The following is a 20,231-nucleotide window of genomic DNA, read 5'->3' on the forward strand; positions in this document are numbered from 1 at the left end:
AAACTTAAACATTAGGCAGCAACACTCATCGCATTACTGCCTATATTGCCTTTAGATTTCAGATATGTCCTTAATAAGCTCGCCCGCCTTGGTATCTTGAAGTTTCTTAACCATCTTGTAGAAGGTATCAAGAGGCACGCCATGCATCTGCTGCTTCTGTCCGCGGACTGTAATGGATACTGTCCTTTCTTCTTTCTCTTTGTCTCCTACTACAATGATGTAAGGATCCTTCATTAGCTTGAAGCCCTTAATCTTTTCATTCATGTTCTTATCGTCATAGTTGGCTTCTACCCTTATGCCCATCTCAAAGAGGGCATCCTCAATCTCCTTAGCATATTCATTATGCTCTGTTCTGATAGGTACGATAGCCACCTGATAAGGGGATATCCAGAATGGGAAATCTCCCTTGTAGTTTTCTATAAGTATACCGATGAATCTTTCAAATGAACCAAAGATAGCTCTATGTATAACCACAGGCTGCTTGATGGTTCCATCGCTGTCCTGATATGAAAGCTCAAAATTGTGTGGAAGCTGGAAGTCAAGCTGGATAGTACCACACTGCCATTCTCTTCCGAGAGCATCCTTAATCTGAAGGTCAATCTTAGGGCCGTAGAAGGCTCCGTCTCCTTCATTTACCTCGTAACCGCCCTCGCCGTACTTCTTGTCAAGTATCTTCTTAAGCGCTGCCTCAGCACGGTTCCATACTTCTATATCTCCCATAAAGTCATCAGGACGGGTTGAAAGCTCAGCCCTGTATGTGATGCCAAAGGTGTTATATATCTGGTCTGCAACCTCCATTACGTCAGCAATCTCTTCTTCTATCTGAGATTCCATTACGAAGGTATGGTCATCATCCTGTCTGAACTCCTGAACTCTGAAAAGTCCATTAAGCTGGCCTGACTTCTCTTTTCTGTGAATAACGTCTATCTCGTTATATCTGATAGGAAGCTCCTTGTAGGAATGAACTGTTCTCTTGTAGGTAAGCATCGCATTAGGACAGTTCATAGGCTTTGCTGCATAGGTAGAATCTGAATCAAGCTCTATATTCTGTAAGGTTCTCTGTGTAAGGTCATCATCAAAGCCCGGTACGATGAACATATTGTTTACATAATGAGCCCAGTGGCCGCTTATGAGCCATAGCTTACGGTTGTTGATGACAGGAGCTGATATTTCCTGATAACCGTGCTTAACGTGTATCTTCCTCCAGAACTTGATAAGCTCCTGATACAGCCTCCAGCCTCTTGGGAGCCAGTAAGGCATACCCGGTGCAGTCTCATTGAACATAAAAAGGTCAAGCTTTGGTCCAAGCTTCTTATGGTCTCTCTCAAGAGCCTCCTTAATGAGGTTAAGATGTGCCTTAAGCTCATCCTTTGTGGGGAAGGCATAGACATATATTCTCTGAAGCCTGTCTCTCTTCTCGTCACCTCTCCAGTAAGCACCTGAAGCGGACTTCACCTGAAAGGCTACATTTAGAAGCTCTGCTGAGTTATCAATATGAGGCCCGCGGCAAAGGTCGCAGAAATCATCTCCTGTGTTGTAGGTAGAGATGATGGCATCCTCAGGAAGGTCATTGATTATCTCAACCTTAAACTTCTGGTCCTTGAACTTCTCAAGGGCCTCTTCCTTGGTAAGCTCTTTTCTTGTCCAAGTCTCTTTACGCTTAAGGATTTCGCGCATTTTATCTTCAATAACCTTGTAGTCGTCCTCTGTCACTGCCCTTGGAAGTACAAAGTCATAGTAAAAACCATCTTCTATCTGTGGTCCTATAGCAATCTGAACGCTGTCACCAAATATCTCAAACACTGCCTTTGCAAGCACATGTGCTAAAGAATGGCGGTAAACCTGTAAAAATTCTTCTCTTTCCATCTTAAATCTCCTTGTAATTTCGCCTAAAGCAAAACTAATATAATCATAAAATGCCTATCTGATTTATTATACACCTTTTTTATCATAAATACAAATCTGAAAATCCCATAAATCCAGCCCAAGCCTGGTTTAATAACAGGTGTATATAAGCCTTTTTAATTTCTTCTTGCTGCCCTCTTTCTTGCAAGAGGATCAAGGATCTTCTTTCTTATTCTGAGTGTCTTAGGAGTAATCTCAAGCAACTCATCTGTCTCTATGAAGTCAATAGCCTGCTCAAGACTAAGTATCCTTGGAGGAGAAAGCTTTAGTGCGTCATCAGAGCCTGATGAACGGGTATTGGAAAGGTGCTTGGTCTTACATACATTCACCTCTACATCCTCAGCCTTTCCATTCTGTCCTATTATCATACCGCTGTAGACCTTCTCACCAGGTGAGATAAAGAGGGTTCCTCTTTCCTGCGCATTGAAGAGTCCATAGGTCACGCTCACACCTGTCTCATAAGCAATAAGTGAGCCCTGTCCACGGTAGCTAATCTCTCCCTTATAAGGCACATAGCCTTCAAATATAGTATTGATGACACCGTTTCCCTTGGTATCTGTGAGGAATTCACCTCTGTATCCTATAAGTCCTCTGGATGGGATGATGAACTCAAGCCTTGTGGTTCCGCTTGCGTTGGTGGTCATATTTCTAAGCTCGCCCTTACGCTCTGAAAGCTTAGATATAACTGCTCCCGAGAATTCATCTGGTACATCTATAATTGCCTGTTCAACAGGTTCAAGAGTTCCACCCTTTTCATCCTCTTTGTATAGTACCTCAGGCTTACTTACCGCAAACTCAAAGCCCTCACGGCGCATGTTTTCAATAAGTACGGAAAGGTGAAGCTCGCCTCTTCCTGATACCTTAAACGCCTCTGTGGTATTAGTATCCTCTACCCTAAGGCTCACGTCTGTATTAAGCTCTCTGTAGAGCCTGTCCCTAAGGTGCCTTGAGGTGACAAACTTACCCTCAGTTCCTGCAAAAGGACTGTCATTTACTATAAAATTCATAGCAAGGGTAGGCTCTGATATCTTCTGGAAAGGAATGGCCTCCGGATTGTTTACATCGCAAAGAGTATCTCCAATATGTATATCGGCAATTCCTGAGATTGCAACAATAGCTCCTATGGTAGCAGATTCAACTTCTACCTTGTTAAGCCCGTCAAATTCATAGAGCTTTGTTACCTTAACCCTCTGCTTCTTTGACTCATCGTGGTGGTTAACAAGCATAACCTCGCCATTTACCCTGATGGTACCGTTACTTACCTTACCGATACCGATACGGCCTACATATTCGTTATAATCTATTGTACTTATAAGAACCTGAAGAGGAGCCTCGCTGTCTCCCTCCGGTGCAGGCACGTGTGACAGGATTGTCTCAAAGAGCGGCTTCATATCCGTACCCTTCACATCCGGATCAAGGGAAGCATAGCCTGCCTTGGCAGATGCAAAGATAAATGGACAGTCAAGCTGTTCTTCACTGGCATCAAGTTCAAGGAGAAGCTCAAGCACCTCATCCACAACCTCGTGAGGGCGGGCCTCAGGCCTGTCTACCTTGTTTACACAGCAGATAACAGGGAGGTCAAGTGCAAGTGCCTTGGTAAGCACAAATCTGGTCTGTGGCATGGCACCTTCAAAGGCATCTACCACAAGGATAACCCCGTCTACCATCTTAAGAACTCGCTCCACCTCACCACCAAAATCTGCATGTCCCGGTGTATCAATTATGTTTATCTTTACATCTCCGTATGTAACTGCCGTATTCTTGGCTAGTATGGTAATTCCTCTTTCACGCTCTATGTCATTTGAATCCATAACACGCTCTGCAACTTCCTGATTCGCTCTGAACACACCGCTCTGTTTTAAGAGCTCATCTACAAGTGTAGTCTTGCCGTGGTCTACATGGGCTATGATTGCAACGTTTCTGATATCATTTCTTTTAGCTAAAGCCATCGTTTTTTACCTCATTCCAAATGCTGATTGTTTGTTAACCTTAAGATTTTATCACAATAGGTTACAGGTGTCAAAAATATTTAATCCCCGGACATTTTAAAAGTAAAGAGGCCGGCTTGGGGGAGCCGACCTCTTCGGAGAAGGTATTTTTGTTACTTATGGGGTGTAGCAAAAACTATATAATGTATTGGGGTTTACGCTTATTAGTATAGCAGAAAAAACGCAATAAGTCTGCACAAACTTTAAATTTTTTCTGGCAATTTTTCTATTAATAATTACCTTGTATTTAAAGAGACCATAAAAAATCATCTGTCATTTTAAACTATAAATGTCTCTTTTTCCTTATTAACATTAATAAGCGTGGTTTCTAAGTACTTTTAGCTAAATAAGGCTTCGAACTCTTCCCTGGTTATCCTTTCCTTTTCCATAAGAAGCTTTGCACTGGCGTGGAGCACGTCCATATGCTCAGATATTATGCGCTTTGCTTCCACGTGACACTCGTCTATTATCTTCTTAACTTCTTCGTCTATCCTGCCCGCAGTCTCCTCACTGTAAGCCCTCGTATGTGCAAGGTCTCTACCTATAAATACCTCGTCATCATCATTTTCATAGTTGATAAGGCCTATTTCGTTGGTGAAACCAAAGCGGGTAACCATGGCTCTTGCAACCTTGGTTGCGTGCTTGATGTCACCTGAAGCCCCTGTGGTGATATCGTCAAGGATGAGCTCCTCAGCCACACGGCCTCCAAGGGTTACTATGATATCCTGCTTCATCCTGCCTCTTGTGTTGAACATTTCATCCTTCTCAGGAAGAGGCATGGTGTAGCCCGCTGCACCATTTCCTGTAGGTATAACAGAAATGGTATACACAGGTCCTACGTCAGGAAGTACATGGAAGAGTATAGCGTGTCCCGATTCGTGATAAGCAGTGATTCTCTTTTCCTTTTCTGATATAATATGGCTCTTTTTCTCAGTTCCTATTCCTACTTTAATAAATGATTTTTTGATATCTTCTGAAACTATGTATTTTCTATTCTCGGAAGCAGCTCTTATGGCAGCCTCGTTTAAGAGATTCTCAAGATCAGCACCTGTAAAGCCTGCGGTAGTACGTGCGACCTCTTCAAGGTTTACATCATCTCCAAGAGGCTTGCCCTTTGAATGTACCTTTAGTATCTCTTCCCTTCCTCTTACATCCGGATAGCCTACCGCTACCTTTCTGTCAAATCTGCCAGGGCGAAGGATAGCAGGGTCAAGGATGTCTACCCTGTTGGTAGCCGCCATCACTATGATACCCTCATTTACACCAAATCCATCCATCTCTACAAGCATCTGGTTAAGTGTCTGTTCTCTCTCATCATGTCCTCCGCCAAGTCCTGTACCCCTTCTTCTTGCCACAGCATCTATCTCGTCTATAAATACTATACAAGGAGCATTTTTCTTGGCATCGCTAAACAAATCGCGGACTCTTGAAGCACCTACACCGACAAACATCTCTACGAAGTCCGAACCTGAGATTGAGAAGAATGGCACTCCCGCTTCTCCCGCAACTGCCTTGGCAAGAAGGGTCTTACCTGTTCCCGGAGGGCCTGTAAGGATGACACCCTTTGGTATCCTTGCACCTATACTGTTGTACTTTGCAGGGTTCTTAAGGAAATCCACTATCTCTTCAAGCTCATCCTTTTCTTCCTTTAGTCCTGCCACATCATTAAAGGTAACCTTTTTATCTTTGTCAGACGACATCCTTGCCCTGCTTTTACCAAAATTCACCATCTTGGCATTGCCTGCACCGCCGCCTCCGCCCATAGCAGGGCCGGCGCTCATCATCATCATCATTATAAAAAACATAACAAAAATGAGCATATAAGGCATAAGGGTGACCAGCCAGCTCTGCTTGGTTATATCGTGCATTACATACGAGGTAAAGCCCTCCTGCCTTAACAGATTGACTACTTCATTTACGTCAGGAACATAAAAGCTTTCATTTCTTTGATTCTTATCTTTACCTATGATTACTTCTACTTCACCTGTTGGGGTTGCCTGATTTTGGAAAATATCCACAGAATCCACAATCTTTTTGCCAAGATCTGTCTTAAAATTCTCATAGTTATAGTTGTTGCGGTTTATGTTATACAGATTGTCAGATAAAAACATAGCAATCACAACTATAGCCAGTATTATAAAGTACGTTCCTATTCCTCTGGTTTGTTTTCTCACCTTATTCTCCTGTTTCGCTTAAAATAATCCTTAGTCCAAATGCACTACGCCGATGTATGGAAGATTTCTATATTTTTGAGCATAATCAAGACCGTAGCCCACTACAAACTCATCAGGAATCTCAAAGCCCACGTAGTCCACGGTGATTCCTTCTACCACCCTTCGTTCAGGCTTGTCAAGGAGGGTGCAAAGCTTAAGCGAGTTAGGCTTCTTTGTCCTAAGCATATCCTGAAGGAAGGATAGGGTGTTGCCAGAGTCAATGATGTCCTCGATAAGAAGTACATCTTTTCCTTCTATACCCTCGTCAAGGTCCTTTACTATTCTTACCCTGCCGCTACTCTCTGTAGCATTGCCATAGCTTGATACAGACATAAAGTCCATAGTTAAAGGCACTGTTATGTGCTTGGCAAGCTCTGTAGTGAAAAATACACTGCCCTTAAGAATGCAGATTAAATGTACTGCCTTTCCCTCATAGTCTCTGTTAATCTCTTCTGCAAGCTCCTTTATGCGGTATGAAACCTGCTGTTCACTTAATAATGTAGTAATCTTATCTTCCATTTTCTCCTCCACTACTTCCTTTTTATTTCCATTTTTAACAACTTTTTCGTACTCTGTGTAATCCTTGCGCCTTCACCTGTTCTATAGCCTACTACCCAAAGGACTTCATTTCCTGAAGCCACAAGCGGGATTTCGCCTCTTTTATCCGAAGGAATCTTGCTGTCTGCAAAATATTTTTTTAGCTTCTTCTTATCTCCCTCAGGTGAAATAACGAGGAAGTCACCCTCTTCCTTGAAGCGCACCATTACATTCTCAGCTATTTTATCATAATCAAACCATCTGATACAACTGTTTTGACTAAGATTTTTTACACTTCCGTCTTCAAATGTGAGCCTTATATTATCTTCCTCTGATGCAACCGTAGAAATGCCTTCTACATCCTCAGTATGAAGCAAAAGCTCAGGCAGCACCTGTGTGCTTTCTCCCGACTCAGACTTGTTGGCGCTCCCTTTAAGCCTTATTCCTTTATACTCTCTAAACGCTCTTACCTGGTATGGGAGGTCAATCTCACGGCCTACCTGCTTGCTAAAAAGCTCAAGAAGGTACGAAATGTGTACACCTCCTATATCTCTTGCCCTTCCTGCCGCTTCTGACAGTGCTTTATGAAGTACTTCTTCTATTATTACCTCATCAAGTGTCAATATTTCATTGCTAATAAATATATCTTTACCCTTGGTCACATAACTCTTATACGCATTCGCAGCTTCTTTTATAATGTAGCCCTCAATCTTTTCAAGTCTCTCACAGGCATCGTTAATGTGGCTTACAGCCCTTTCATTCACTTCTTCAAGCTCAGGAATTACCCTCTTTCTTATCCTGTTTCTGGTATAAATGAGGCTGTTATTGGTGCTGTCCGTGATAAAGCCCTCTCCTAAGTATGTAACTATTTCCTCAATCTCTGTCCTGCTTGTCTTAATAAGAGGCCTGATTAGTACACCACTTCTTAGCTTTATACCTGTAAGCCCTGTTATTCCACTTCCTCTTGAGAGATTCATAAGAAAGGTCTCCGCCACATCATTTAAGTTGTGGGCAACAGCTATCTTATCAGCTTTGTATAGGAGCCTGATTTCCTCAAATACTCTGTATCTAAGGATGCGTCCTGCCTCTTCCTCTGAGACTTTATTATCTCTTGCAAAGAGCGGAACATCCAGCCGTCTGATTTCAAGCCTGATATCCTGTCTTTTGCAAAGCTGTAAAACAAAATCCTCATCCCTTGCGGCCTCATCCCCTCTGATTCCGTGATTTATATGTACAGCGGTTATACACTCTAGGGGCATTATCTCCTTAAGTACAAGAAGGAGGCATACCGAATCTGCTCCTCCGGATACGCCTACTACCACTCTCTCGCCCTCTTTAATAAGTTCATTGTCTTTAATAACTGCCTTGATTTTATCTATACTGTCCATTTCATCCCCTTAGCGACAATCAAAGGCCTGACTACCTGGCGGTTGTCAGACCTTTTATTTTCCCGGTTCAAATACTATTTCATTTTCGTAGGCTAAACCAAATTTATCTCTGGCGGTTTCCTCAACAAATTTCCTTGTCTTCATCTCAGCCTTAAGACCTTCAAGCTCCTCTGCCCTGTCTTTTTCGCTCTCTAAATAGGCCTTCATAGCCTCATTCTTAACCTTTGCCTGTACTAACCTGTCCTCCAGCATAAACTTATTGATGCTGATGATAGTTAGGAACAAACAAGCAAACACCGCGCAAAGCACTTTCCCGAGCTTGCCGGTACGTCTTCTTCTTCTCCCTGCCATAACCGTCTCTCCATCCACTTTAAATATGTTTCTATTTTAGCCTATTTACTAACATTTTACAAGCCACTAGATATTGACCTCCAGGTAACAAATTAAACATTATATTGCTTTTTAAAATATTAATTGAAACTATGTTACTTTTTTTGTGTTACTGCCGATATAGATAATATCGTTAAAAATAATAGAACAATAAAGAGGTAAACATGAAAAAGACAAACCATAAGCTGGTTGGTTTGGCGTTATTATACTTAAGTACGACTTTTACATTTTCAGGAAATGTGCCTGTATATGCAGGTACTGTAGAGAATTTACCTATAGAAGGAAGCGTAGCACTTAACCAAAATGCCATACTAACAAGAAAGCAGCTAGTAAATGCTTTTATTAAGCACATAACCGATCTGGACAGGGATTTTACCCTGGTTATCAGTAATCAGGCACTTAAGAATGAGCCAAAGGCTTTTGAGGATTTCTGGGAGGAACTTACCAAATATCCTCAGTACAACGACATAATAGAGCATGCCAATATAGACCGTACTTTGACCTATGATTATAACGGATACTTCACCTGGCAGGTAAGAGTAAGCTATGATATAACAAAGGCAGAGGCTAAGAAGATACTTGATGATGTACAGCCTATAATAAAGACAGAAAAAGAGCTTACCGACCTTATGTTACTTCACGCAAAGAATCTGGACAGAGATTTCCATATTAATCTGGATAAAAATGCCCTTGATTTAAATAACACAAAGAAGTACACAGCTTTTTGGGAAAAGCTCTATGCAATACCTGAATTTAACGATATCAGCAGGTATTACAAGAATTTTAATTCCATAAAAAGCACTTACAACGGTTATTATAAGTGGATAATAAAGACTGATTATGAGATTACCAAAAAAGAGGTAAATCATCTGGAAGACTTTGTAGAGAACTGGGTAGATAAGCATATCAAGGACAGTATGAGCGATGAGGAAAAGGTCAGGGCAATCAATGACTACATCGTATCCCAGTACAGGTATACCTTTGGTGACAACAGAAACTACCTCACAAGAGGCAAAAGCGTAAAAGATGAAAAGTTAGGCAAATACTCCGTGTATAGCTCTTTTGCCCTGCTTTATAAGAAGGGCGGCGTCTGTGATGCCAAGGCTAAGCTCTTTTACAGGCTTGCAACCGAGGCCGGACTTGATACAATCTACATAACAGGTTATGTAAACAAGACTACCTTACACGCTTGGAACATGGTACGAGTAGACGGCAAATGGTATCATGTGGATGCTACCTGGAACCGTGGTCAAAAAAGCTGGATGAACGAGTACCAGTATTATAATACCAGAGACTATTACCTAAAAGGCGATCTCTCTATGAAAAAAGGCCACCACGAGTGGGATGCCCACAAGTATCCTGTGGCAAATAAGGATTATGCATTAAAGGCTGATGCTAAATAATGCATAGTTTATAATAATGCAATTATACCCTTATATTATCCAAACCACCATACCAAAACCTGTTTTAAAATATCAGGTTTTGGTATGGTAATTGTACTAATTACATGATTTCATTTTCTTTTTTACAGTTTGCGTGAATAACCGTATTCTCATTCCTTTAACTTTTATCACCTAAAAGCTTCATCTATGCAGGTATAAGTCCAATGTGGCTGCCCATAATTCAGACCAAATCAAGTACTATGGGTTGGTCTGAATATGAGTTTATCGTTTTATAGGATCAATTTCAAGGGATAGAATTATTAATTTCCTCCGTATTGGTTTTTTTTTGGCTCATTTGCCTTTTCACTATATACACAAATGAGGGGCATAAATTGTTGCAGGGAAATTAAAAATTTTTGTTTTAAAAAACGTATATTTTTTCCTAAAACCTAATATTCTCTTGCTTTTAACTTCTTAGATATATCTTCTTTAATCTATTTACAATCTGTTGGCTCGTAATACCTTTAATCTTTAGGGCCCTAATATCAACAGGAACTTGCTCAAATTCCCGAATAAACTCCTGCATATCAAGGACAACTTCTTTAGGCAATTGTATAACATTGGCTTCACTTAGAATTGTAGTAAGTCTAGCTACATCATTTTTATGTTTCTTTATATCCTTTTCATCTACAGGGTATCCACTATCCCGCTTATCACATAAGTCCAACCACGCTTTTGCCTTAAAGGGAATAATGTACTCAGGTGCAAGTACACGAACTCCATCTATCTCCATTCTTCCGCCAAGAAGAATATCATAATACGCGTCATTTAAAAGTATAGCTGACAAGCTTGAAACACTGTCATCAAAATGTAAAGGAATTAGATTAGCGTTATGATAATTAATTTCAAATCCGCTTTTTGAAAATATTTCTAACATATATGGAAATCCATGTTCCTCAGGCTTATCAAAACGGTAAAAATGCGGATGTTCTGTACTAATGCTCTTGTTTCTATATTTCCCATCATTAACAAATTTCCAGAAAGCCCTGCCAAATTCTGGCGTTAAAGCCTCAACAATCAATACAATATCCAAATCTTTTGTTGCACGAAAAGAACTATCGAAGTCCTCCATAACAATGTCACAGGCTGCTCCTCCGATTAAAACATATTGTTCTTTATATTCCGAGAAGTAATCCTTAAATTTATTAAGTCCACCTACCATTGAAAACTCCTTCCTTAGTCTCCTCAATTGCCTGCTCAACTCTGGCATCTTCCAATTCACTACTAGACATAGATAGTATTGCGCTAATTGGATCAACTACGCCATTTTTATCAATTAAATATCTATGAATCTGGATAATACAGGCAGGTTCTTCTCCCTTTGCTACTATTTCTTCCTGTTTTATCTCAAGTTTACTATATCCTTCCCTATCTATAGCAAAAACCGGATAGGCACTTTCTCCAAGCAAAGAGTATTCAGCAATAGCAGAACCCCCACTTTTTACAAATGTATAATCAGGAATATGCTTTAATTTCACAGTCTTTTTTACAGGGCTTACCAGGTACTCTTCACATACTCCAAATAATTCTTTCTTAGAAAAATCATTTTTAAAATATTTAGTTTTTCCTTTAATTTCCGTAAGTGGTAAAGAAAGGGCTTCCAGTTCAATTAAGGCCCTATTTACAGTCATTCTTGAGACTTTAAGGAATTCCGCGATTTCTTTCCCTGAAATAGTCTTCCATCCACAGTATAAGGCCATCAATACAAGCTTCTGTGTGAATGGAGAAAACTGCTTTACATCAGGCAATTTCGCCTTTGGTTTATCATGAATCCGTATGCCTAGATTGGGAAGATAAATATTGTTATTGCCAAATATAAACGGAATATTAAGTTCAATTAATCTAAAAATCCCATACTGTGTGTACTTGTCAGCATATAAAATACAGTCTTCACCCAGTAGCATTTTAAGCTTGGCGAAGTGTTTTTTTAATTGTGGAAGAGATACATGTTCTTTTGGTTGAATCATATACACACTTTTTTTGCCTATCATAAATACTTTAATGTCATAAAGCCCAAGTAATAGCAACGGAAGTTTATTTTCCCCATCAAAAGCCTTTTCTTTAACAGGGATATGTAATATCTCTTTTAATATCTCCTCCATCTATTTTACCTCAAATCTAAACATTATTTTTTATATCTTAACATAAAATATGTTAAGATGCAAATTTTTTATGTTATGGAATACTTTCCCCTATACACTCTTTTTTACATTAATAAAACGAGAGGCTTTAACACCTCTCGTTAAAAACTTGGTCAATTTATTATTTTATTTTACCTGACCTATTATGTTCTTGATCTCCTTAAGGCTCATACCCTTACCGTCATTGTAGATGCCTACTGAAAATGAATACTTGCCCTTTGTCCAGGTTGCAAGTGAATAGGTCTTGCCATTACCCTGAAGCTTTACCTTGTTACCCTTAACTGTTACCTTCTTGGTGTTTTTATACTTGGTATAATCACCACTTATATTCTTCTTTGATACAGCCTTTCTCACTACAATGTAGTTGTTATCATCCTTTCTATAATATACCTGAATGAACTTGTCTTCTTTAATGGCCTGGTAGCTTATTTTATCGTATCCCTTGATTGTTTTAGGAATGGTAAGCTTGATACCTGAAAGCTTCATGAAAATATTTTAACGGTGAATAAGCGTATCTTCTGTGAAATTAACGGCTGTGCATTACCTATACAACTTCTAATTTGTCGAGTTATATGATCTAAACTAAGTGACGCTCCGAATGATAACATTTCAGACTCGCTCCGGCATCCGCTTCGCTACGCCTAATGCGCTCGCTTAGAATTTATCATTCGGAGCTGATACCTTAAATTTATACAAATAACAACCCGAATACCAAATTAAAGACGGCTACTCCCACCTGCCCGCATGTGGCTGATGTGTTTGTTTTCAATTATTCATCAATTAAACAGCCGGAGCTGATAATGCCTAAGCGAGCGCGTTAGGTTTTTCGTCATCATGTAAAAACTTAAAAATAGCACCTTGCAGAAAAACCGGAGCGAGTCTGGACATTTATCAGCGAAGGCGTGACTTAGTCAAAAAACAAACACATTAGCCCTACAAATTAAAATTTGTATAGCGCATAGATATAAAAAATGCGCTTTAGAATTGAATTTAAAGCGCAAAAGCGATATCCTTATAAATGGAGCGAAGAGGTAGCGGATTCAAGACGATTCTTGATGTTTATGAGGCTCAGGAACGATACAAGGAAGAATTAAAGCCTGTGTTTTATACGGACGGATATAATTTTTTCCTGACTCTTTGGAATCTGAATTATGAATATAATAAAGCGCAAAATAAAGCGCAAAATAAAGCGCAAAATAAAGCGCAAAATAACCAGATAACTAATCGCGAACATATATTACTTCTTCTTAAAGAAAATCCTTCATTAACACAAGTTGAGATATCAGAAATGATGAATAAATCTAGGAGAGCAATACAAATGTGGATGAAAGAACTTATTGCTGAAGGAGTAATTGAACGAATTGGCTCGAAGAAAATGGGGTCATGGATTGTAAAATAAAGGAGCAATTTGCCATTTTTATTTCAGGAAGGACAAGTAAAGACAATGAAAAAAATAGCAAAAACAATGCTAAGGCTATTATTATGGATAATAGCAATTATTGTTTTCTTAATTTTGATTTGCTTTGTTTATCATAGGTATAGGCTTACTGTAGAGGAAAAACTAAGAAAGCCATTAGGACAGCTCATTGATATAAATGGGAAAAATATGAGCATATATGTGGAAGGGAGTGGTTCAAAAACACTTGTATTTTTATCGGGGGCTGGAACCTGCTCTCCCATTCTGGACTTTAAGTCGCTATACTCATTGTTAAGTAACAAGTATCGTATCGCTGTTGTTGAAAAGTTTGGATATGGATATAGTGATATTGTCGATGAAGATAGAAATATACAGACTATATTATCTGAAACAAGATTAGCTTTGCATAAAGCAGGAATTGATGGTCCGTATATTTTATGCCCGCATTCTATGTCTGGAATTGAAGCACTTTATTGGGCTCAGGAATACCCAGATGAAATCGAAGCAATCATAGGCTTAGATATGTCTGTACCGGAATGTTACAAGAATATAAAAATAAATCTTTCACTGATGAAACTCGGACAATATGCATCTGCTCTAGGAATTACCAGACTAATTCCTGCACTTTCAGAAAGTGATGCCATAAAGCATGGAACATTGACTGATTATGAAAAGAATGTGTATAGAGCAATTTTTTATAACAGGACTGCAACTGTAACAATGATAAATGAAGCAAAGAGTATTAAGGATAATGCAAGGATTGTAGAGCAAAATGGAGTGCCACAGGTTGATATGTTGTTATTTATTTCTAATGGCACTGGTGGAACTGGTTTTGATAAAGAAATATGGAGAAGGATAACTGAAGAATACATCAAAGAAGTGAAGTCTGGAAGGTATGTAGAATTGGATTGTCCACATTATGTGCATGATTACGAGTATAGAAGAATAAGTAAGGAGATTAAAAACTTTTTGAGTGATTGATATTTATTAGTAATTTGAAGGGGCGGATATGGAGTTACAAATTTAAGTTGCATGTCTAAATACATCGGACTAAGTTGACGCTCCGAATGATAACATTTCAGACTCGCTCCGGCATCCGCTTCGCTTCGCCTAAGCGAGAGCTTAGAATTTATCATTCGGAGCTGGCACCTTAAATTTATACAAATAATAACTATAATGCCAACAAAGGGTAATCACCGAAAATTTTTGTTCAATTTCTCCCTTACATAAGCACTTAAATTATGCTATAATCTTTAGCACTGTTAAAAAAGAGGAGGGAATATGGAAACAAAAGAAAATAAAATGGGAACCATGCCGGTGAAGAGGCTCATTCTTAACATGTCACTTCCTATGATAATATCTATGATGGTGCAGGCGCTCTACAACGTAGTAGACAGCATCTTCGTAGCCAGGCTTTCAGAGGAAGCGCTGACTGCGGTAACTCTGGTCTTCCCTATGCAAAACTTTATTATAGCCCTTGCTACGGGTACGGGAGTAGGCTTTAATGTACTTCTATCTCAAGGCCTCGGAGAAAAGAACTATGAAAAATCAGATTCTGCGGCAAATGCAGGTGTCTTCCTTGTACTTATAAATACCATTATCTTTGTGCTTATAGGCCTCTTTGGAGCAGTACCATTTATCACAAGCCAGACAAACGATGCCGCCATCCAGGCTGACGCCATTATCTACCTTCAGATAATCAGCTTCCTCTCTACAGGCTCATTCTTACAGATTACAGGGGAGCGTTTGCTTCAGGCTACAGGCCGTACCATGCTAAGTATGATATCCCAGATAGTTGGTGCCGTGGCAAATATCATCCTTGACCCTATTATGATATTCGGCCTCCTTGGTTTTCCTAAGATGGGAGTAGCAGGAGCCGCCTACGCTACAGTAATAGGTCAGTTCATAGCCTCTGCTGTAGGACTCTTCTTAAATGTAAAATACAACAAAGAAATCCACCTATCCATAAAGCAAATTCTACACCCTCGCATGAGGATAATAAAGCCAATATACTTTATTGCTATACCTAGTATCCTTATGGTATCCATAGGCTCTGTTATGACATATGCAATGAACATTATCCTCATTGCCTTTTCAACTACTGCAACCGCAGTCTTTGGTGTATACTTTAAGCTTCAGTCTTTCTTCTTCCTGCCGGTATTTGGCCTTAATAACGGACTCATACCTGTACTTTCCTACAACTATGGGGCTATGAATAAGAAGAGGATAGACGAGGCACTACGCTTTTCACTGGCTCTTGCCTTTGGCATAATGCTTGCAGGAACCCTTCTGCTTGAGGCTGTTCCAGGTGTCCTGCTTGACATGTTCAATGCGGCTGATGATATGAAAAGCATGGGAATAATTGCACTCCGCACCATAGCCATCCATTTCCCACTGGCTGCCATCGGAATAGTGCTTAGCTCGGTCTTTCAGGCCTTTGCACAAAGTATATATTCTTTAATTATTTCGGTAATGAGACAGCTGGTAGTCCTCATACCTGCTGCCTGGCTGCTTGCACAGACAGGAAATGTAAACAATGTATGGTGGTCATTTTTCATAGCGGAAATCATTTCATTCATCACCTCAATCTACTTTTTTAAGAAGGTGTATAATAGTACAATCCGCCCTATTGAATCTATGCAGGGTGAGTAATTAAAACTGTGGCTTACATTCTATACAAGCACCCCTACAAGACAGGATAGGCCCTGTGATAATGAATATAAGCAGCATTTTGGTAATTCCTGTTACATACAAGCTGCATGACAAAGGATTCTATATCTTTTAACCTCTCACCGTCTTGTTTTCTATGCCCGCATACTGGCGGGCATTACTGTTTTAAATGCCTTTATGTCACTGAAAATTGAGGAATTTCTTATTAAATAAAAAAGCGATTAAATTTTTACTTTTCTAATCGCTCTTGTAAATGTTTTTAAATTAGTTCTAAAACCAAGCAACTTTATTATCTCTAAATTGAGGTTCCTCACTATTTTCATAGGGATTATAATGATTGATGTTGCAACCGAATTCTTTTAGTTTCTTGATTTTATTCTCTTTTGTCCACTCAATCAACGATATACCATCAAATTCATCTATTCTCCCATCATTCATCTTGTTTTTGAAGTACCACTCCACAACTGTTTGATGTTCACTGTGAAAAAACTGCTTAATCTCCCAACAAATAACCTTTCCACGACTGTTCCATTCATTAAACCAATGCCTCACAGTTGTTCGATTTTCATATTTAGGACACCAACTTTCAGTATAAACAACATCTTCCGCAAATATATCATCTATTCCTAAATCTTGTTGTTTGAGCCACATATCAAACCATAATCTAATAATTCTTTCTCGCTCTTTCATTTTATCACCTTTTTCAATCTCAAATCATCTGATTTTCATTCCAATTTTCATATCCAGTCGCCACTTCGGAACTTCTCCATCATCACCCCAGTATTCGTCTATCGAAACAATTTTACCATCTTCTATCCTAAGAAAAGAAGTTGCATGGGCGGAAATAGAACTATCCGTACCAAATACCCTAGTTACTGTAATAATTAAATCTCCTATTTCTTCTATGTCAGGTCCAAGCATCTCCTCAGATTTTTTTCAACCAGTCCACCTGCATGGTGAGCTGGCCGACCTTCTTTGCGTAAGCTTCTTTCTCTTTGCGCTCCTCGGAGAGCTTTCCCTTAAGGTTCTCCTCCCGCGTGTCGTCAAAGACCACAGACGCTTTCTCAAGGAACTCCTTCTTCCAGTTTCGAAGGAGGTTAGACTGAATGCCATTTTCGGTAGCAATGACATTCAGTTCCTTTTCTCCCTTCAGAACCTCGAGGACGAGGTCGAATTTAAACTTGGCACTAAAGTTTCTTCTTGTACGAGACATTTTTTTGAATCCTCCATGTTGGTTGTTCTAAGCATATCAGATTCATTAAAAACTGTCTTAAAAAGTGTCTGTTTTACGGAACCATTATATTCTCAATTTTTTCAAAATATAATTTATTTTTCATAATTAAAAAACCGAAATAACTTCTCTTTTCCTTCCTCATCCAATGAATATTGTTCCAATACTTCCCCATTTTCAATATGCACAATATATGTGCAGGTCTTCAAAATAAATTCCAGATCATGTGTAATTATCAGCAACAAATCAAGCTTAGGCTGTACCTGTTCCAGCAGTTTTGCCACCCGTTCCATCTGATGATAATCAAGCCCACTCGTTGGCTCATCTAAACAAATCAGTTTTCTATCACTATAAAGTGCAGATGCCATTGCAACTCTCTGCTTCTGCCCGCCTGACAATGCCATCGGGTGAGTATCTGCATAATTTGTTAAGTCCAGCATAGACATCAGTCCATTTCTTTCCTCTACGTTCTTATTTTCACTGCCTAATGATATTTCTTCCTCCACACTATTTGTAAACAGCTGGTGGTTTATTTCCTGAAATACTTCAAAGCTTTCTTTTGCTCTTCTCTTTATTGTAAGAATATCATTTTCCTTACAATAGATTCCTTTTACCGATTTATTCATCCCACATAAACCATCCATAAAGGTGGATTTACCAGCACCATTATGACCAATTACTGCTATTTTTTCATGTAGCGGCAGCCTACACTCCTTAATCTTTAATACCGGCTCTTCTCTCCCTTTGTACCTACAGGCAACCTCTTTCATGTAGATATGTTGTGCCGCATTCCAAGATTCCCTTTTACTTTTTTCACTAATATCTCTGTCTATTTTTTCTTGCCCCAGTTCTTCCTCATGCAATATACGGTAATCAAGTGAACGAAGTCCTTTTTCTCTTAATTCCTGCCCGGAGAGTTTTTTAAATGCTTCTATCGTATACTCTTGCGCAATTTCTCCGTCTTTTATATAGCAGACACGGTCTGCAAGTTCCATCAGGTAATAAAGTCTGTGTTCTGCAATAATAATGGTCTTACCCTGCTTTTTTAAGGTCTTTAATATTCTTTCAATGTCCTTTATCGCATCAAAATCCAAATTTGCAGAAGGCTCATCCAGCACATAAATATCCGGTCTTCCCGCATAAATACTTGCAAATGCAATTTTTTGTTTTTCGCCACCAGACAACTGCATAATATTGCGATTCTGCAAATCCTCCAGTTGAAACTGTTCTACACAATCTGCTACCCGTGCTTCAATTTCCTCTGTAGGAATCCCCTGATTTTCACAACCGAAAGCAATCTCACTAGAGGTATTCATATAAAAAAATTGAGATCTTGGATTCTGAAATACACTTCCGCAAATTTTAGATATCTCTGCAAAGGGAATTTCATCCGTCTGCTTTCCCATTAATTCAATTTTTCCTGTTATTTCTCCTTCGTAAAAATAGGGCGCAAGTCCATTTATCACACGAAGAATCGTGGATTTCCCACATCCACTGATTCCTGTTAACAGAACACACTCCCCTTCTTTTACACTCATTGATATATTTTTTATGCCATTTTTCCGATTCACACCAGTATACTGAAATGACACATTTTCTAAACGAACTGCCTCCATAAATTTTTAATATCCTCCACATAACTTCGAAAAAACCACAATAGTCACGGAGAATACCATCACAAGATAGTCTGCCATTTTCAATGAGACACGACACAAATTTGTTCTTTTGTTGTGCAGGCCAAGTCCTCTTGCTAATGCCGCTGCTGCTAATTCTTCTCCAATCTTTACTGTTGAAAATAATAGTGGAACAATCATATATTCCATAGCCTTTATCGGATGCAGCAAAATCTGCCCCGCTCCTGTTCCAATGTTTCTCATACGCATAGCTGCGCGTATGTGATTCCATTCCTCCTTGACAGTAGGAAAGAATCGCACCAGCACAGCCAAAGGTATAATAATTACTTGCGGAACTCTTATTTTTTCCAGCGAAGCAATCATGACATTGATTTCTGTGGTTGAAACAAAGAAATCAGCCGACATAATACAAAAGAAAAATTTGCGAAATGCAATAAACACAAGACACGCCAATGTAGATAACCATGGAACAGTTATTGCCGGCAAAATGCACTTATCTCCAAACAGCAAAAACGCAAATATCAGGTCATAATGAATGCATTTTTTCCACTTACCATTTGCCATGAATAACCCACTTACACAAGCTAATAGCACAAGCTCCATTATCACATTTACACCAAATGTAATAGTGATATTGATTGCGAGGATGCATAGTATCTTTGTTATTGGATTTAAATTTCTCATGCAATTCCTGCCTTTTCAAAATGTTTCTTATTCATTTTTCCGGCAACTAATCCGCCCACAACACCAGCAGCAATTGTGTAAGCAATCATAACCGGGATAATCCAGTTAGGTGTCATTGCTTTTAATCCTTCTGCATATGCTTCTCCCATAGATGCTACAACACCATCAAAATAAGCATCTCTCATAAGCCAGATTGGGAAAAATGAACCAACAGGCCAGATGGAAAATACATAATATCCAATCAGACTCATCTTCTTGCTTGTATATCCACCCGCTTTTGTAATCAAGTCACTGATAAGACCTAATAATGAACAAAATACAAACATAATCCACGAATTACCGGTAGTAAATACCATTAAAATACCAATTAATACACCCATGATCGTAATCATTCCAAAGGTTTTTACTTTTGTAATGAAAAGCATATAAATAGGTGCACAAAGAATTGCAATAAATGCTGGTAATAAAACATAAGTAATTGGTGCAAAAGATATTACGGCAGTAAATACGAACATAACAACAAAATAAATTGCTGTAAAAATACCTGTGTTAATTAAATCCTTTGCTGATAATTTTTTTAATTTTTCCATT

General features: G+C 39.1%; 19 protein-coding genes. 4 read left to right on the top strand and 15 right to left on the bottom strand.

Going from position 1 to position 20,231, the window contains the following annotated elements; translation table 11 throughout:
* Nucleotides 1-51: 51 nt before the first annotated feature.
* The 6 genes from thrS to JJN12_RS11250 all read right to left on the bottom strand — a co-directional run bounded on the left by thrS (nt 52) and on the right by JJN12_RS11250 (nt 8,382).
* Complete coding sequence (gene thrS, locus JJN12_RS11225) at nt 52-1,866, bottom strand: threonine--tRNA ligase (protein ID WP_208429770.1); 1,815 nt, start codon at nt 1,864-1,866, stop codon at nt 52-54.
* 155 nt (nt 1,867-2,021) lie between these two features.
* Nucleotides 2,022-3,854, bottom strand: coding sequence for a translational GTPase TypA (gene typA / locus JJN12_RS11230; protein ID WP_208429771.1), 1,833 nt, complete (start codon nt 3,852-3,854; stop codon nt 2,022-2,024).
* Between the two features lie 377 nt (nt 3,855-4,231).
* Entirely contained in the window at nt 4,232-6,067 is a 1,836-nt protein-coding gene (ftsH, locus tag JJN12_RS11235; protein WP_208429772.1) for an ATP-dependent zinc metalloprotease FtsH, read from the bottom strand.
* 30 nt (nt 6,068-6,097) lie between these two features.
* Complete coding sequence (gene hpt / locus JJN12_RS11240; protein WP_208429773.1) at nt 6,098-6,625, bottom strand: hypoxanthine phosphoribosyltransferase; 528 nt, start codon at nt 6,623-6,625, stop codon at nt 6,098-6,100.
* 11 nt (nt 6,626-6,636) lie between these two features.
* Nucleotides 6,637-8,031, bottom strand: coding sequence for a tRNA lysidine(34) synthetase TilS (gene tilS / locus JJN12_RS11245; protein WP_208429774.1), 1,395 nt, complete (start codon nt 8,029-8,031; stop codon nt 6,637-6,639).
* 54 nt (nt 8,032-8,085) lie between these two features.
* A complete protein-coding gene (locus JJN12_RS11250; RefSeq protein ID WP_208429775.1) occupies nt 8,086-8,382 on the bottom strand; it encodes a septum formation initiator family protein in 297 nt (98 codons plus the stop codon).
* Nucleotides 8,383-8,585: 203 nt separating this feature from the next.
* Between JJN12_RS11250 and JJN12_RS11255 the strand changes: the two genes are divergently transcribed.
* Nucleotides 8,586-9,824 (top strand): transglutaminase domain-containing protein, encoded by a 1,239-nt coding sequence (locus JJN12_RS11255; protein ID WP_208429776.1) that lies wholly within the window; start codon nt 8,586-8,588, stop codon nt 9,822-9,824.
* A 445-nt stretch (nt 9,825-10,269) separates the two neighbouring features.
* Here the strand turns inward: JJN12_RS11255 and JJN12_RS11260 are convergent, their stop codons facing one another.
* From JJN12_RS11260 to JJN12_RS11270, 3 genes are all read right to left on the bottom strand, one after another.
* Nucleotides 10,270-11,025, bottom strand: coding sequence for a hypothetical protein (locus JJN12_RS11260; protein WP_208429777.1), 756 nt, complete (start codon nt 11,023-11,025; stop codon nt 10,270-10,272).
* Nucleotides 11,009-11,965: an HTH domain-containing protein gene (locus JJN12_RS11265; RefSeq protein ID WP_208429778.1), complete on the bottom strand. Its 957-nt coding sequence runs from the start codon at nt 11,963-11,965 to the stop codon at nt 11,009-11,011. Before JJN12_RS11265 ends, JJN12_RS11260 begins: the two co-directional genes overlap by 17 nt.
* A 165-nt stretch (nt 11,966-12,130) precedes the next feature.
* A complete protein-coding gene (locus JJN12_RS11270; protein ID WP_208429779.1) occupies nt 12,131-12,490 on the bottom strand; it encodes a hypothetical protein in 360 nt (119 codons plus the stop codon).
* A 532-nt stretch (nt 12,491-13,022) separates the two neighbouring features.
* Here JJN12_RS11270 and JJN12_RS11275 point away from each other — a divergent pair.
* The 3 genes from JJN12_RS11275 to JJN12_RS11285 all read left to right on the top strand — a co-directional run bounded on the left by JJN12_RS11275 (nt 13,023) and on the right by JJN12_RS11285 (nt 16,073).
* Nucleotides 13,023-13,403 carry a winged helix-turn-helix transcriptional regulator gene (locus tag JJN12_RS11275; RefSeq protein WP_208429780.1) on the top strand — a complete coding sequence of 127 codons (381 nt, stop codon included), beginning with the start codon at nt 13,023-13,025 and terminating at the stop codon, nt 13,401-13,403.
* Nucleotides 13,404-13,448: 45 nt separating this feature from the next.
* Nucleotides 13,449-14,402, top strand: coding sequence for an alpha/beta hydrolase (locus JJN12_RS11280; RefSeq protein WP_208429781.1), 954 nt, complete (start codon nt 13,449-13,451; stop codon nt 14,400-14,402).
* A gap of 300 nt (nt 14,403-14,702) precedes the next feature.
* Complete coding sequence (locus JJN12_RS11285) at nt 14,703-16,073, top strand: MATE family efflux transporter (protein ID WP_236013774.1); 1,371 nt, start codon at nt 14,703-14,705, stop codon at nt 16,071-16,073.
* A gap of 288 nt (nt 16,074-16,361) precedes the next feature.
* Here JJN12_RS11285 and JJN12_RS11290 read toward each other — a convergent pair whose 3' ends face one another.
* The 6 genes from JJN12_RS11290 to JJN12_RS11315 all read right to left on the bottom strand — a co-directional run bounded on the left by JJN12_RS11290 (nt 16,362) and on the right by JJN12_RS11315 (nt 20,230).
* Nucleotides 16,362-16,781 (bottom strand): nuclear transport factor 2 family protein, encoded by a 420-nt coding sequence (locus JJN12_RS11290; protein WP_208429782.1) that lies wholly within the window; start codon nt 16,779-16,781, stop codon nt 16,362-16,364.
* A gap of 24 nt (nt 16,782-16,805) precedes the next feature.
* Entirely contained in the window at nt 16,806-17,012 is a 207-nt protein-coding gene (locus JJN12_RS11295) for a nuclear transport factor 2-like protein (protein WP_208429783.1), read from the bottom strand.
* A 4-nt stretch (nt 17,013-17,016) separates the two neighbouring features.
* Nucleotides 17,017-17,304, bottom strand: a complete 288-nt coding sequence (locus JJN12_RS11300) for a transposase (protein ID WP_236013775.1) — start codon at nt 17,302-17,304, stop codon at nt 17,017-17,019.
* Nucleotides 17,305-17,417: 113 nt separating this feature from the next.
* Nucleotides 17,418-18,938 (bottom strand): ABC transporter ATP-binding protein, encoded by a 1,521-nt coding sequence (locus tag JJN12_RS11305; protein WP_208429784.1) that lies wholly within the window; start codon nt 18,936-18,938, stop codon nt 17,418-17,420.
* A 6-nt stretch (nt 18,939-18,944) separates the two neighbouring features.
* The gene (locus JJN12_RS11310; protein ID WP_208429785.1) at nt 18,945-19,640 is read right to left on the bottom strand and encodes an energy-coupling factor transporter transmembrane component T family protein; all 696 of its coding nucleotides are present in this window, start codon (nt 19,638-19,640) and stop codon (nt 18,945-18,947) included.
* On the bottom strand, nt 19,637-20,230 hold the full coding sequence (locus JJN12_RS11315; RefSeq protein ID WP_208429786.1) for an MptD family putative ECF transporter S component: 594 nt from the start codon (nt 20,228-20,230) through the stop codon (nt 19,637-19,639). Before JJN12_RS11315 ends, JJN12_RS11310 begins: the two co-directional genes overlap by 4 nt.
* Nucleotide 20,231: the final 1 nt, after the last annotated feature.

Origin of the sequence: Catonella massiliensis, assembly GCF_016651435.1 — a bacterium.
Taxonomy (GTDB): Bacteria; Bacillota; Clostridia; order Lachnospirales; family Lachnospiraceae; genus Catonella; species Catonella massiliensis.